The organism is Streptomyces sp. NPDC053432 (assembly GCF_055585365.1).
Genome location: NZ_JBVJKF010000017.1, coordinates 1 through 14,001, shown reverse-complemented (window position 1 = coordinate 14,001; position 14,001 = coordinate 1). Strand labels below are relative to the sequence as shown.

General features: G+C 72.4%; 13 protein-coding genes. 9 read left to right on the top strand and 4 right to left on the bottom strand.

Annotation, left to right across the window (positions count from 1 at the left end):
* Positions 1-89 precede the first annotated feature (89 nt).
* Positions 90-932 carry a DUF3109 family protein gene (locus ACZ6Y1_RS25505; protein ID WP_469634122.1) on the bottom strand — a complete coding sequence of 281 codons (843 nt, stop codon included), beginning with the start codon at positions 930-932 and terminating at the stop codon, positions 90-92.
* 63 nt (positions 933-995) lie between these two features.
* Between ACZ6Y1_RS25505 and ACZ6Y1_RS25500 the strand changes: the two genes are divergently transcribed.
* On the top strand, positions 996-1,943 hold the full coding sequence (locus ACZ6Y1_RS25500) for a Ppx/GppA family phosphatase (protein ID WP_469634119.1): 948 nt from the start codon (positions 996-998) through the stop codon (positions 1,941-1,943).
* 78 nt (positions 1,944-2,021) lie between these two features.
* On the opposite strand, the gene ACZ6Y1_RS25495 is transcribed toward ACZ6Y1_RS25500, so the two are convergent.
* The gene (locus ACZ6Y1_RS25495) at positions 2,022-2,795 is read right to left on the bottom strand and encodes a DUF899 domain-containing protein (RefSeq protein WP_469634116.1); all 774 of its coding nucleotides are present in this window, start codon (positions 2,793-2,795) and stop codon (positions 2,022-2,024) included.
* Between the two features lie 142 nt (positions 2,796-2,937).
* On the opposite strand from ACZ6Y1_RS25495, the gene ACZ6Y1_RS25490 reads away from it, so the two are divergent.
* The 3 genes from ACZ6Y1_RS25490 (at position 2,938) to ilvD (ending at position 6,474) form a co-directional block, all read left to right on the top strand.
* The gene (locus ACZ6Y1_RS25490) at positions 2,938-3,783 is read left to right on the top strand and encodes a sugar phosphate isomerase/epimerase family protein (protein WP_469634112.1); all 846 of its coding nucleotides are present in this window, start codon (positions 2,938-2,940) and stop codon (positions 3,781-3,783) included.
* Positions 3,780-4,397 carry a TetR/AcrR family transcriptional regulator gene (locus ACZ6Y1_RS25485; protein ID WP_469634109.1) on the top strand — a complete coding sequence of 206 codons (618 nt, stop codon included), beginning with the start codon at positions 3,780-3,782 and terminating at the stop codon, positions 4,395-4,397. The genes ACZ6Y1_RS25490 and ACZ6Y1_RS25485 overlap by 4 nt, the downstream gene beginning before the upstream one ends.
* A 226-nt stretch (positions 4,398-4,623) precedes the next feature.
* Entirely contained in the window at positions 4,624-6,474 is a 1,851-nt protein-coding gene (gene ilvD, locus ACZ6Y1_RS25480) for a dihydroxy-acid dehydratase (protein WP_469634106.1), read from the top strand.
* Positions 6,475-6,507: 33 nt separating this feature from the next.
* On the opposite strand, the gene ACZ6Y1_RS25475 is transcribed toward ilvD, so the two are convergent.
* A complete protein-coding gene (locus ACZ6Y1_RS25475; RefSeq protein ID WP_469634103.1) occupies positions 6,508-8,634 on the bottom strand; it encodes a protein kinase domain-containing protein in 2,127 nt (708 codons plus the stop codon).
* Positions 8,635-8,740: 106 nt separating this feature from the next.
* Here ACZ6Y1_RS25475 and ACZ6Y1_RS25470 point away from each other — a divergent pair, with 106 nt between their 5' ends.
* The 5 genes from ACZ6Y1_RS25470 to proC all read left to right on the top strand — a co-directional run bounded on the left by ACZ6Y1_RS25470 (position 8,741) and on the right by proC (position 12,270).
* On the top strand, positions 8,741-9,037 hold the full coding sequence (locus ACZ6Y1_RS25470; protein WP_469634099.1) for a peptidase: 297 nt from the start codon (positions 8,741-8,743) through the stop codon (positions 9,035-9,037).
* An 87-nt stretch (positions 9,038-9,124) separates the two neighbouring features.
* Positions 9,125-9,685 carry a hypothetical protein gene (locus tag ACZ6Y1_RS25465; protein ID WP_469634095.1) on the top strand — a complete coding sequence of 187 codons (561 nt, stop codon included), beginning with the start codon at positions 9,125-9,127 and terminating at the stop codon, positions 9,683-9,685.
* A 64-nt stretch (positions 9,686-9,749) separates the two neighbouring features.
* Positions 9,750-10,595 (top strand): ABC transporter ATP-binding protein, encoded by an 846-nt coding sequence (locus tag ACZ6Y1_RS25460; protein WP_469634092.1) that lies wholly within the window; start codon positions 9,750-9,752, stop codon positions 10,593-10,595.
* Positions 10,592-11,329, top strand: coding sequence for an ABC transporter permease (locus tag ACZ6Y1_RS25455; RefSeq protein WP_469634089.1), 738 nt, complete (start codon positions 10,592-10,594; stop codon positions 11,327-11,329). The genes ACZ6Y1_RS25460 and ACZ6Y1_RS25455 overlap by 4 nt, the downstream gene beginning before the upstream one ends.
* Positions 11,330-11,460: 131 nt before the next feature.
* Positions 11,461-12,270, top strand: coding sequence for a pyrroline-5-carboxylate reductase (gene proC, locus ACZ6Y1_RS25450; protein WP_469634086.1), 810 nt, complete (start codon positions 11,461-11,463; stop codon positions 12,268-12,270).
* Between the two features lie 96 nt (positions 12,271-12,366).
* On the opposite strand, the gene trpS is transcribed toward proC, so the two are convergent.
* A complete protein-coding gene (trpS, locus tag ACZ6Y1_RS25445; protein WP_469634083.1) occupies positions 12,367-13,365 on the bottom strand; it encodes a tryptophan--tRNA ligase in 999 nt (332 codons plus the stop codon).
* Between the last annotated feature and the right edge of the window lie 636 nt (positions 13,366-14,001).

The window sequence follows — 14,001 nt, the reverse complement described above, 5'->3', positions numbered from 1 at the left end:
CGTGGCCGCCGGGCCCGGGGCGCTGCCGCCGGGCCCCGGGTGCCGCCTAGTGCTGCGCCGTGACCCGGTGCACCTTGCCGGTCACAGCACTAGACCGGGTCCGCCGGGTGCGGAGCCATCGGCAGCAGCGACGCCAGCCGCGCCTCGCACAGCTCCACGAGGGCCGCGTAGCCCTCCTTGCCCATCAGCTCGGTGAGCTCCGCCTTGTACGACTCGTACACCGGCTTGCCCGCGCCGTGCGCGGACGTGGCCGACGTGCACCACCAGTGCAGGTCGTGCCCGCCGGGGCCCCAGCCGCGGCGGTCGTACTCCCCGATGGACACCTGCAGCACGCGGGTGTCGTCCGGCCGGTCGATCCAGTCGTACGTCCGGCGGATCGGCAGCTGCCAGCACACGTCCGGCTTCGTCTCCAGCGGCTCCTTGCCCTCCCGCAGGGCGAGGATGTGCAGCGAGCAGCCGGCCCCGGCCGCGAAACCGGGCCGGTTCAGGAAGATGCAGGCGCCGTCCCAGCGGCGGGTCTGCTTCTCCCCGTCGTCGTCGAACTGCGTCCAGCCGGTCTCGCTGCCGACGTCGTGGAACTGCCACAGCTCCGGCGTCAGCCGTGCCACGTGCTCGGCGACGCGCTTCTCGTCGTCCTCGTCGGAGAAGTGCGCGCCCAGCGTGCAGCAGCCGTCGGCGGCCCGGCCCGCCTGGATGCCCTGGCAGCCGCTGCCGAAGATGCAGGTCCAGCGGGAGGTGAGCCAGGTCAGGTCGCAGCGGAAGACCTGTTCGGCGTCGGCGGGGTCGGGGAACTCCACCCAGGCCCGGGGGAAGTCCAGGCCCTTCTCGTCGGAGTCCGCCGGCTTCTGCGTGCTGCTGGGGCTGCTCTTGGCCTTGCCCTTGCCCGAGTCCTTCTTCGACCGGGTCTTGTCGGCCTTCTTCATATGTGGCACAAACCCAAGCGTAAACGCCCCTTACGCGACCCCCGCGTGTTCGCCGCAGTAGCGTTTCCCCCTATGAGACTCGGTGTCCTGGATGTGGGTTCGAATACGGTCCACCTGCTGGTGGTGGATGCGCACCCCGGTGCGCGCCCGCAGCCCGCACATTCGCACAAGGTGGAGATGCGGCTGGCGGAGCTGCTCGACGAGGGCGGCGCCGTCACCCCCGAGGGCATAGAGCGGCTGATCTCCGTACTCGCGGACGCGGTGCAGGCCGCCGAGGACAAGGGCTGCGAGGACGTCCTCCCGTTCGCGACGAGCGCCGTGCGCGAGGCGACGAACGCGGACGAGGTCCTGTCGCGGGTCAAGGCCGAGGTCGGTATCGACCTGCCCGTGCTCAGCGGCGACGACGAGGCCCGGCTGACCTTCCTGGCGGCGCGGCGGTGGTTCGGCTGGTCGGCGGGGAAGCTGCTGGTCCTCGACATCGGCGGCGGCTCCCTGGAGATCGCGTTCGGTATCGACGAGGACCCGGACGCGGCCGTCTCCCTCCCGCTGGGCGCCGGCCGCCTCACGGCGGGCTGGCTCCCCGGCGACCCGCCCGACCCGCTGGACATCCGCTCCCTGCGCAGGCACGTACGGGCGGAGATCGCCCGCACGGTCGGCGAGTTCAACCGCTTCGGCGTGCCGGACCACGTCGTGGCGACCTCGAAGACCTTCAAGCAGCTGGCGCGGATCACGGGCGCGGCCCGCTCGGCGGAGGGCCTGTACGTCCAGCGCGACCTGACCCGCAAGTCCCTGGAGGAGTGGGTCCCCCGCCTCGCCGCGATGACCACGGCCCAGCGCTCGGCCCTCCCGGGAGTCTCGGAGGGCCGCGCGCACCAGCTCCTTGCGGGCGCGCTGGTCGCGGAGGGCGCGATGGACCTTTTCGGCGTGGACGTCCTGGAAATCTGCCCGTGGGCCCTCCGGGAGGGCGTCATCCTGCGCCGCCTGGACCACCTGCCCACACCGGGGGAGCCGGTGGGCTAGGGGCGTACGCACGGGCGCGGGCGGGCGCACGTACGGGTCCACGCGCGATCGGGCCATCACCCCCTCAGCCCTCCGCCGCTACTCGGCGCTTGCACCACCCCCGCCGTCTCCGCCCCCGCCGCCCCCGCCGTACTCGTCGTGGCGGCGCAGCCAGTGGGGCTGGTCGGCCTCCTCGTGGCGGCCCCGTGGGGTGCGGTCCAGGAGGCCGTAGTAGGCCATGGCCGGTTCGAGGCCGCGGGCCGTGGTGACGTACGTGCGGTAGACGGTGCCCTCCGAGAGGGCGTAGCAGCTCATCCCGGGGCCCTCGGTGACGTAGCCGAGGACGTCCGTGCCGGTCGCGTTCGCCATCTGGATCACCGTCGGGGGGATCTCGCCCCCGAGGAAGGGGGCCAGTTCCTCCTCCGTGTACTGGAACCCGAGGTCGCGGTGGAAGTCGCTGCCGCCCGAGGAGACCCAGTCGAAGCTCCAGCCCATCCGGGCGCGGTAGGCGAGGAGTTTGCCGAGGGGGGCACGCGAGGAGCAGATCAGTGTGACGTCGCGGGCCCTGAGGTGGACCGCGTTGGGGTCCAGGGTGTCCGCGATCGAGGAGCAGACCGGGCAGCCGGCCTCGTACGGCGGCCCGAACATGAAGTGGTAGACGAGGAGTTGGGACCGGCCGTCGAAGAGGGCCGCCAGGGGTTCGGTGCCCCGCTCGGTTTCGAAGAGGTAGTCCTCCGGGACTTCCACCCAGGGGAGCTCGCGGCGCTTGCGGGCGAGCTCGTCGCCGCGGCGGGTGAGTTCCTTCTCCTCCACGAGCAGTTCCCGGCGGGCTGCCTCGAATTCCTCCGGTGTGCCGACCCTGTGCTCGGGCATGGCCTTTCCCTCCTGTGCGGGAGCAAGCCCGCCGAGGCTTGCCCGTTCGGCCGCATTTCCACCGTACGCGCGCGGCAAGCGGCCGGCCTCGGGTGAGCAAAGCCATCCCGCCCGGGCCCGCTGAGCCCCGTACGCTGTCTCCGTGGCAGAACCAGTCCGTGTCCCGACCGCGAAAGTCGCCCTCTCCACGGCCTCCGTCTATCCGGAGTCCACGGCGACGGCCTTCGAGATCGCCGCGCGCCTCGGCTACGACGGCGTCGAGGTCATGGTCTGGACGGACCCGGTCAGCCAGGACGTGGACGCCCTGCGGCGGCTGTCGGAGCAGCACCAGGTTCCGATCCTGGCCGTGCACGCGCCCTGCCTGCTGATCACCCAGCGCGTGTGGTCGACGGATCCGTGGACGAAGCTGCAGCGCGCGCAGGCCGCCGCCGAGCGGCTGGGGGCGAGCACCGTGGTCGTGCATCCGCCGTTCCGGTGGCAGCGGCAGTACGCGCGGGAGTTCGTGGCCGGGATCTGGCGGATGGCCGACGAGACGGACGTGCGGTTCGCCGTCGAGAACATGTACCCGTGGCGGTACCGGGACCGCGAGATGCTCGCCTACGCGCCCGAGTGGGACGTGACCAAGGACGACTACCGGCATTTCACCGTCGATCTCTCCCACACGGCGACGGCGCGGACCGACGCCACCGCGATGATCGACCGGATGGGCGACCGGCTGGCCCACGTGCACCTGGCCGACGGAAACGGTTCGGCGAAGGACGAGCACCTGGTCCCGGGGCGCGGTACGCAGCCCTGCGCCGAGCTGCTCGAACGGCTGGCCGGGACGTCGTTCGACGGGCACGTCGTGATCGAGGTGAACACGCGGCGGGCCATGTCCTCGGCGGAGCGGGAGGCCGATCTCGCCGAGGCGCTGGCGTTCACGAGGCTGCACCTCGCAGCCACCCCGGCGGCCCGGACGCCCCGCCCGCACGAGGCCCGGCGCCCGTGAGCGAGCCCGTGAAGCGGCGGCGCGGTCCGGGCCGGCCGCGGCAGGACGAGGCCGAGGACGGTCCCGGCACCCAGGAGCGCATCCGGCTCGCCGCCCGGGAGGTGTTCGCGGAACGCGGGTACGACAAGACGTCCGTGCGCGGCATCGCGAAGGTGGCCGGGGTGGACCCGGCCCTGGTGCACCACTATTTCGGCAGCAAGGAGGATCTCTTCGCCGCCGCCATCGAGGTGAGCATGGAGCCCGCCCTGGTGGTCCCGGCGATCCTCGGCGAGGGTCCGGACGGGATCGGGGAGCGGCTCGCCCGCTACTTCCTGGGGGTGTGGGAGAACCCGGTCACCCGGGTCCCGCTGCTCGCCGTCATCCGCTCCGCGCTGACCCACGAAGCCGCCGCGAAGGTGTTGCGCGGGCTGGTGCTGCGCCGGGTGCTGGAGCGGGTCGCCGTCGAGCTCGACGTGCCCGATCCGACGTTCCGGGCGGAGCTGGCCGCCTCGCACATGGTCGGTATCGCGATCCTGCGGTACGTGGTCCGGGTCGAGCCGATGGCCTCGGCGGATCCGGAGGCCATCGTGACCCTCGTGGCGCCCACCCTGCAGCGGTACCTGACCGAGGCGTGACGGAGGCCCGACGGAGGCACGGCGGAGGTGTGACCGCGGCCTGACCGCGGCCTGACCCCGGGCCCGAAGCCGACCCGCTTCCACGCCGCGACCTGCCCGAAGAGTGACCCTCTCGTCCCGGGATCCGGACGAGCTGTCCGTATCCCGGGCCATGGGCGTAGCCTCGTAGCTGAGCCATATCCGCAGTCGCGGCTGACCGTACAGCCGCACTCATGGGGAGTGAACCATGCCCGAGCTGAGGTCCCGCACCGTCACCCACGGCCGCAACATGGCGGGCGCACGCGCCCTAATGCGTGCCTCGGGCGTAGCGAGCGAGGACATCGGCAAGCCGATCATCGCGGTCGCCAACTCGTTCACCGAGTTCGTCCCCGGGCACACGCACCTCGCGCCGGTCGGCCGCATCGTCTCCGACGCGATCCGTGCCGCCGGTGCCATCCCGCGCGAGTTCAACACGATCGCGGTCGACGACGGCATCGCCATGGGCCACGCCGGCATGCTCTACTCCCTGCCCTCGCGCGACCTGATCGCGGACAGCGTGGAGTACATGGTCGAGGCGCACTGCGCCGACGCCCTGATCTGCATCTCGAACTGCGACAAGATCACCCCCGGCATGCTGATGGCCGCCATGCGCCTCAACATCCCGGTCGTCTTCGTCTCCGGCGGCCCGATGGAGGCCGGCCAGGCGACGCTGGTGGACGGCACCGTCCGCAAGCTCGACCTGATCGACGCCATGGTCGACGCGGCGAACGAGAACGTCTCCGACGAGGACGTGCTGCGCATCGAGGAGAACGCCTGTCCCACCTGCGGCAGCTGTTCCGGCATGTTCACCGCCAACTCGATGAACTGCCTCGCCGAGGCCATCGGCCTGGCCCTGCCCGGCAACGGCTCGACGCTCGCCACGCACACCGCCCGCCGCGCCCTGTACGAGGAGGCCGGCCGTACGGTCGTCGAGATCACCAAGCGGTACTACGAGCAGGACGACGCCTCCGTCCTGCCCCGCAACATCGCCTCCCGCGAGGCCTTCGAGAACGCCATGGCGCTCGACATCGCCATGGGCGGCTCCACGAACACGATCCTGCACCTGCTGGCCGCGGCCCAGGAAGCCGGTCTGGACTACGACCTCAAGGACATCGACGCCGTCTCGCGCCGCGTCCCCTGCCTGGCGAAGGTCGCGCCCAACGTGGCGCCCGGCGGCACGTACTACATGGAGGACATCCACCGGGCCGGCGGCATCCCCGCCATCCTCGGCGAGCTGCACCGCGGCGGCCTCCTGAACAAGGACGTCACCTCGGTCCACTCCGCCAACCTGGAGGACTGGCTGGCGAAGTGGGACGCCCGCTCCGGCACCGCCTCCGAGGAGGCCATGGAGCTGTGGCACGCGGCCCCCGGCTGCGTCCGCTCCGCCACCGCGTTCTCCCAGTCCGAGCGCTGGGAGAGCCTCGACCTCGACGCAGAGGGCGGCTGCATCCGCTCCGTCCAGCACGCGTACTCCAAGGACGGCGGCCTGGCCGTCCTCAAGGGCAACCTCGCCGTCGACGGCTGCGTCGTCAAGACGGCCGGTGTCGACGAGTCGATCTGGACCTTCGAGGGTCCGGCGGTCGTCTGCGAGTCGCAGGACGAAGCCGTCGACAAGATCCTCCGCAAGGAGATCAAGGCGGGCGACGTCGTCGTCATCCGCTACGAGGGCCCGCGCGGCGGCCCCGGCATGCAGGAGATGCTCTACCCGACCTCCTTCCTCAAGGGCCGCGGCCTCGGCAAGGTCTGCGCCCTGGTGACGGACGGCCGCTTCTCCGGCGGCACCTCGGGCCTCTCCATCGGCCACGCCTCCCCGGAGGCGGCCTCGGGCGGCAACATCGCGGTCGTGGAGGACGGCGACCGGATCCGCATCGACATCCCGAACCGCTCGATCGAGCTCCTGGTGGACGAGGCCACGCTGGCGGCCCGCCACGAGGCCCTGGGCGGCGTCTACGCCCCGAAGGACCGCGACCGTACGGTCTCGGCGGCCCTGCGCGCGTACGCCGCGATGGCCACCAGCGCCGACAAGGGCGCGGTCCGCGACGTCAGCCGCCTGGGCTGACCCGCCCACCCCTTGCGAACCCCGCCGGCCGCATCACCAGCCGGCGGGGTTCGCCGCGTCCACGGCGAACACGGTCCCATCGGGCGCCGACCCGTACACCCGGCCGCCGGCGACGACGGGGGCGGGGAGGGTCGCGCTGACGACACCCGCGCCGGAGCCCATCCGGGGCTTGGTCTGCCCCACCAGCCGACCGGCCTTCGCGTCGACGGCCAGCAGCCTTCCGTCCGACGCGGTCAGGTACAGCAGCCCGTTCGCGAACACCGGCCGGGAGGCGGCGGCGACGCCGGTCTCCAGGCGCCACAGCTCCTTGTCCGCTCCCATCGCGACGAGGGCGCCCCGCGCCTCGAAGACGTACAGGGTGCCGTCCGGGCCCACCGAGGCGTCCACCTCGTCCAGCGGGGCCGGCAGCCGCACCCGGTGGACCGCGTGGGCCCCGCCGGTCTCCACCCGTACGACGCCGTCCGTCCTGGTACCGGCGTCGTTCTCCAGCAGGCAGAGGGCGCCGTTCGCCGTGCCGACGGGGCGCAGTCGTCCGGCGGTCCGGACCTGCCAGCGGGTGGCCCCGGTCGCCGGGTCCACCTCGGCGACCCGGGACGACCTGCCGTCGGCCTCCGGCGTCGACACGTGGAGCACGGGCGGTCCGGCCTGCCCCTGACCGCCCCACCAGACGGAACCCGAGCCGCCGATCTGCTTGGTCCAGCGCTGGGCGCCGGTCGCCGGATCGAGGGCGGTGACGCTTCCGCCGGCCGACACCGTGAGGACGTGCGGGCCCGCGGTCACCACGCCGGTGCCGCCGGGCAGCTTCCGCCGCCAGCGCTCGGCACCCGTCCCCGGGTCCAGCGCCTGCAGCAGCTCGCTGCCCGGCGCCGGGACCAGGACCACCCCGCCCGCGTGCAGGGGGACGCCGGCCGTCGTCGCCGTGCCGGGATCCGGTGCGGTCGTGCGTACGGACCACAGCAGCGAGCCGTCCGCCGGGTCGAGCCGCGCGGCGGCCAGCCCCTGCCCGGAGCAGTACAGCGATCCGGCCTCGGCCGAGCACGCCACGGGGCGGCCGACCAGGGACACGGCCCACGGCGCGAAGCTCTTTCCCGGAACCGCGGACGCCCCGGAACGCGGGCCCGCGCCCCGGCCCGATTCCCCGGCGTCCGGCCCGAACCGCAGACAGCCCCCGACGGCTCCGGCCGTGAGCAGCAGTGCCAGTCCCGCCGCCAGCAGTGCCGGCCTGCGTCGCTTTCCGGCGCCCTCCGTATCCGGGGTGATCCGCTCATCCCGCAGGTGCGTGATCTCCTCTTCCACCACGGGCCGGCGCGGCCGGGGTATGAAGGCCTGGGTGTCCTCGCCCGTCGGATACGCGATGGCGCGCATCTCCGAGATCAGCGCGGCGGCGGTCGGCCGCTCGGCGGGGTCCTTCGCCAGGCAGCGGGCCACGATCGGGACGAGCCGCGCGGGCAGCCCCGTCAGGTCGGGTTCGGCGTGCACGACCTGGTACGCCACGAGGTAGTGGCTGTCGGAGTCGAACGGCCCGCGCCCCGTCGCCGCGTGCACGAGCACCGCGCCCAGCGCGAACACGTCGGCGGCCGTCCCCACCTCCCGGGGCCGCTGGAACTGCTCCGGCGCCATGAACGGCGGTGTGCCGATCAGCTTCCCCGTCTCGGTCCGCAGGTCGCTGTCGGCCGGGCGCGAGATGCCGAAGTCGATGACGCGCACCCCGTCCGGGGCCATGAGCACGTTGCTGGGCTTGAGGTCCCGGTGCACGACCCCGGCGCGGTGGATGTCCCGCAGGGCTTCCGCCAGCCCGGCCGCGAGCCGGGTCAGTTCGACGGGGTCCAGCACCCGCTCCCGTACCCGCTCGGAAAGCGTCGGGGCGTCGATGAACAGGGTGGCCATCCACGGCCGTTCGGCGTCGGGGTCGGCATCCACCACGGGCGCGGTGAAGGCCCCGCTCACCTGCCGGGCGGCCGCGACCTCCTGCCGGAACCGCGCCCGGAACTCGGGATCCACCGCGTGCTGGGCGTGCACCACCTTGACGGCGAGTTTCAGCCCCGAACTGGAGGTGGCCAGGTGGACGACCCCCATGCCGCCGGAGCCGAGCACGGACTCGAGCCGGTACTGCCCGGCGTATTCCGGAAACCCCGCGTAGTCCGCGCACAGCGACTGCACCGCTCACCACCCCTGCCGGAGCCTAGTCGATGGCCCGTGCGAGCACCCAAGGGCTTGCTACCCTGCGCGCGTTGCGCAGTGCAACACCTGAGGGGGGAGATTTCGCATGTCCACCGAGAACGATTCAAGCCAGATACAGACCGCCGACGCGGGGCTGACGACGTACCCGCTGGCGCCCGGCTACCGGGTCAACGTCCGCAGCGGTCCCGGGACCAACTACTCGATCGTCGACGTGCTGCCGGCCGGCGGCTACGTCACGATCCGCTGCCAGGGTCCCGGCACGACGGTGACCGGCCCGTACGGCACCACCGATCTCTGGGACTGCATCGGCAACGGCCGGTTCGTCTCGGACGCCTATGTGAAGACGGGCAGTGACGGCTACGTCGCGGGCCGCTGCGGCTGACGGACCCGGGGCCCCGGCCCCGCCCCGTCCCGTCTGACACGTGAGACGCACCCGGCCGGACCGGCACGGCGAGGGATAATCGCTGGTGTGAGCGACGACCAGCGAGACCAGAGCACCCCCGCCGAGCCGGCCGCGCAGGCCCCGGCCCCGGCCTCGGCCTCGGCGCCCACCGCGCCCACCGGCCCCGAGCCCGAGGCGATCCGGTTCTTCGGCACCACCTGGGTGAACCACGACGGCGGCTACGCGCTGCGCCGCGTCGGCCTGGCCGTCGGCTCGCTCCTCGCCGCCGTCGTCGCCGCGTACCTGCTCCGCCTCGCCTACGAGGGTCTGGAGATCGGCGACGTCGGCCCGTTCCTCAGCATCTCCGTCGTCGTCCTCTTCGCGATCGCCAGCGCCATCGCCTTCGCCAAGACCTGGGAGTCCTTCGGCCGCCGCCCCGCCCCGTCCTCCGACGAGGCCGCCCTCAAGGGCCTCAAGACGATCGGTTTCATCGGCTCCCTCGTCGCGTACTTCCTGCGCTCCCTCACCGAGGCCCCCGGCGAGAAGCTCCGCCGCACCGAGTACGAGCGGGCCAGGACCGAGTTCGAGCGCCGCCGCAGTGCCCGTACGGGCAACCCCGCAGCGCGCCGCCCCAAGCGCAAGAAGTAGCGCGTCCGAGCGTCCACCCCCGGCCGATTGACGCCCTGGCACCCCCAGGAGCATTATTCATCACATGATGAATAACCCGCGCGACCGGGCCGCCGCGGACCCGGATCCCGCCGTCCCGGCGGCCCCGGCCGCCGCACTCGCCGCCCCCGCCGTCCACGCCGAAGACCTCACCGTCCGCCGCGGCACCGGCCGCACCCCGCGCACCGTCCTCGACGGCATCGCCTTCGACGTCCCCCGCGGCCGCATCACCGGCCTCCTCGGCCCCTCCGGCTGCGGGAAGTCCACCCTCATGCGCGCCGTCGTCGGCACCCAGGCCCACGTCACCGGCACCCTCGACGTCCTCGGCCGCCCCGCCGGCCACCCCGAGCTCCGCTCCCGCATCGGCTACGTCACCCAGGCCCCCTCCGTCTACGACGACCTCACCGTCCGGCAGAACCTCGACTACTTCGCCGCGATCCTCGACCCCGGCCGGCCGGCGGCGGACCGCCGCGCCGACGCCGTGGCCCGCGCGATCGAAGACGTCGACCTCACCACCCGCGCCGGAGCCCTCGCCGGCAACCTCTCAGGCGGCCAGCGCAGCCGCGTCTCCCTCGCCGTCGCCCTGCTCGGCACCCCCGAGCTGCTCGTCCTCGACGAACCCACCGTCGGCCTCGACCCCGTCCTGCGCCGCGACCTGTGGAACCTCTTCCACGACATCGCCGCCGCCCGCGGCGCCACGATCCTTGTCTCCTCCCACGTCATGGACGAGGCCGAGCGCTGCCACGACCTGCTCCTCATGCGCGAGGGCCGCATCCTCGCGCAGGACACCCCCGACGCACTGCGCACCCGTACCGCCTCCGCCACCGTCGAAGAGGGCTTCCTCCGCCTGGTCGACGAAGCCAACGCCCTCGCAAGGGAGAACCAGCGATGAACGGCGCCCGTACCCTCGCCACCGCCGGCCGCGTCCTGCGCCAGCTCCGCCACGACCCGCGTTCCATCGCGCTGATGCTGCTGGTCCCCGTCCTGATGCTGACCCTGCTGCGCTTCGTCTTCGACGGCAGCCCCCGCACCTTCGACAGCATCGGCGCGTCACTCCTCGGGATCTTCCCCCTCATCACCATGTTCCTGGTGACCTCCATCGCGACCCTCCGCGAGCGGACCTCCGGCACCCTCGAACGGCTCCTCGCCATGCCGCTGGGCAAGGGCGACCTCATCGCCGGCTACGCCCTCGCCTTCGGGGCCGTCGCCGTCGTCCAGTCCCTCCTCGCCACCGCCCTCGCCCTCTGGCTGCTCGGTCTCGACGTCATCGGCTCGCCCTGGCTGCTCCTGCTCGTCGCCCTGCTCGACGCCCTCCTCGGCACGGCCCTCGGCCTCTTCGTCTCCGCCTTCGCCGCCTCCGAGTTCCAGGCCGTCCAGTTCATGCCGGCCGTGATCTTCCCCCAGCTGCTCCTCTGCGGCCTCTTCGCGGCCCGCAGCACCATGCACCCGGTCCTCGAGGGCATCTCGGACGTTCTGCCCATGTCCTACGCCGTCGACGGCATGACCCAGGTCCTCACCCACACCGACATGACCGCCGACTTCGTCCGCGACGCCGTGATCGTCGCCGCCTGCGCCCTGCTCGTACTCGCCCTCGGCGCGGCCACCCTCCGCCGCCGCACCCCGTGACCACCCGGAGGGGCTGACCGCACTCCGGACACTCCCGCCCGCTGCCCGGCCCGGGTGCAAGGATGTGGACGAGAGTCAGAGCAGTCGGAACAGTCAGAGCAGCCAGAACAGTTCGGCGAGGTGAATCGGGCATGACCCAGACAGTGGCAGTCCTCGGTACCGGCAAGATCGGCGAGGCCCTGCTCAGCGGAATGATCCGCGGCGGGCGGCCCGCCTCGAAACTCCTCGTCACTGCCCGCCGCGCCGAACGCGCCGAGGAACTCAGCCGCCGCTACGGCGTCGAGGCGGTCTCCAACGCCGAGGCCGCCAAGCGCGCCGACACCCTCATCCTCACCGTCAAGCCGCAGGACATGGGCAAGCTCCTCGAAGAGCTCGCCCCGCACGTCCCCGCCGACCGCCTGGTCATCAGCGGCGCCGCGGGCATCCCCACCTCCTTCTTCGAGGAACGGCTCGCCCCCGGCACCCCCGTCGTCCGCGTCATGACGAACACCCCCGCCCTCGTCGACGAGGCCATGTCCGTCATCTCGGCCGGCAGCCACGCCACCGCGGAGCACCTCGCCCACACCGAGGAGATCTTCGGCGGCGTCGGCAAGACCCTGCGCGTCCCCGAGTCCCAGCAGGACGCGGCCACCGCCCTCTCCGGCTCCGGACCCGCGTACTTCTACTACCTCGTCGAGGCGATGACCGATGCCGGCATCCTCCTCGGCCTGCCCCGCGCCCAGGCCCACGACCTGATCGTCCAGGCCGCGATCGGCGCCGCCGTGATGCTCCGCGACAGCGGCGAGCACCCGGTCAAGCTCCGCGAGGCCGTCACCTCCCCGGCCGGCACGACCATCAACGCCATCGTCGAGCTGGAGAAGCACGGCGTACGAGCCGCCCTGATCGCCGCCCTCGAAGCCGCCCGCGACCGCAGCCGCGAACTCGCCGGCGGCAGCAACTGACCCGAAGGCCACCCGAGGGGCACCCGAAGGGGACCCTACGGCGACCTTGCGGCAGGGCCCGGCGATGCCGGGCCCTGCCGCATTCCCGTCCCGCCGTCAGGGCGCCAGCAGCCCGATGGCCCGGTAGGCCCGGTCCACCACCGGCCGCGCGATGGCCCGGGCCCGCCCGGCCCCCTCCCGCAGCACCCGCTCCACCTCGCCCGGATCGGCCGCCAGCTCCGCGTGCCGCTCCTGCAGTGGACGCAGCAGCTCCACCACCGCCTCGGCGACGTCCCGCTTCAGCGGCCCGTACTGGCCGTACTGCGCGGCGAGCTTCTCCGGTTCCCCACCCGTGCAGGCGGCCAGCACGTCCAGCAGGTTCGCCACCCCGGGCCGGGTGGCCCGGTCGTAGACCACCCCGTCGTCCCCGCTGTCCGTCACGGCCCGCATCACCTTCTTGGTGATCACCGCCGGCTCGTCGAGCAGGTAGACGATCCCGGCGCCGCTCTCGGCGGACTTCCCCATCTTCGCGGTGGGCTGCTGGAGGTCCATGACCCGCGCGGCGACCATCGGGACCGTCGCCTTCGGCACGGTGAAGGTGTGTCCGTACCGCTGGTTGAACCGGACGGCCAGGTCCCGCGTCAGCTCCACGTGCTGTCGCTGGTCCTCGCCGACCGGCACCTCGTCCGCCCCGTAGGCCAGGATGTCGGCGGCCATCAGCACCGGATACGTCAGCAGGGACAGCCGTACCCCCTGCCCGGCGGCCTCGGCCTTCGCCGCCTTCTCCCGGTACTGGATCATCCGCCGCAGCTCCCCGTCGGTTGCGGTGCACTCCAGCAGGTACGAGAGCCGGGTGTGCTCGTCGACATGGCTCTGTACGAAGAGGGTGCACCGCCGCGGATCCAGCCCGGCGGCGAGGAACAGCGTCGCGGCCTGCCTGCTCAGCCGCCCCACGCGCGCCGGATCGTGCTCGGTGGTCAGCGCGTGCAGGTCCACCACGCAGAACAGCGCGCCCCCGGCGGGCTGCTCGGCGGCGACCCACTGCCGGATGGCCCCCAGGTAGTTGCCCAGCGTCAGATGCCCCGACGGCGTGATCCCGCTGAAGATCCTCGTCATGTCCTGCTCTCCCTGTCGTGTGTGAGTGGTGACGCCGAAGCCGTCGCGCCGGGCGACCGAGCCACTCCCGGGAGGGGAGAAACAGAAACGGCCGCCGAGGCGGCGGCCGTGAGCGCATGCGTGCTCGCGTGGAAGGTCGGCCGCCGTCAGGCGGCCCACCAGCGAAGGCTGAGCGTGAGCGCATGCGTAGTCATGCGTCGAGGGTAGACGGCGGGAGGTCAGTTCGTCGTGAGGTTTCACCGGCCCGTGTGACCCGCCCAGCCGGGGGTTGACACAGGTGTCCCAGGTCCGTAAGGTTCTTCGAGTTGTCCGACGTGAGCGCCGACCCCGGTCGGTCCCCGGACAGCCATCCCGCACTACACACTCGAACGAAACGACGCACTTCGTCGTCTCGTTTTCATGCGTATTTGCGAATGAGGAATCCGCGTCCGAGGACGCCGCCGCCGATTAGGTTCGGGGGCGGGGAATCCGCTACTGTCTCACTCGCCGGAAGGGCCCAACAGCCCCGAAGGCAAGCCCCTCTGACTGGGAGTCAGGCCCGAAAGAGTCTGATAGAGTCGGAAACGCCGGAAGGGAAAACGCGAAAGCGAAGACCCGGAAAGCGAGCGAGAAAGACTCTGATAGAGTCTGAAACGC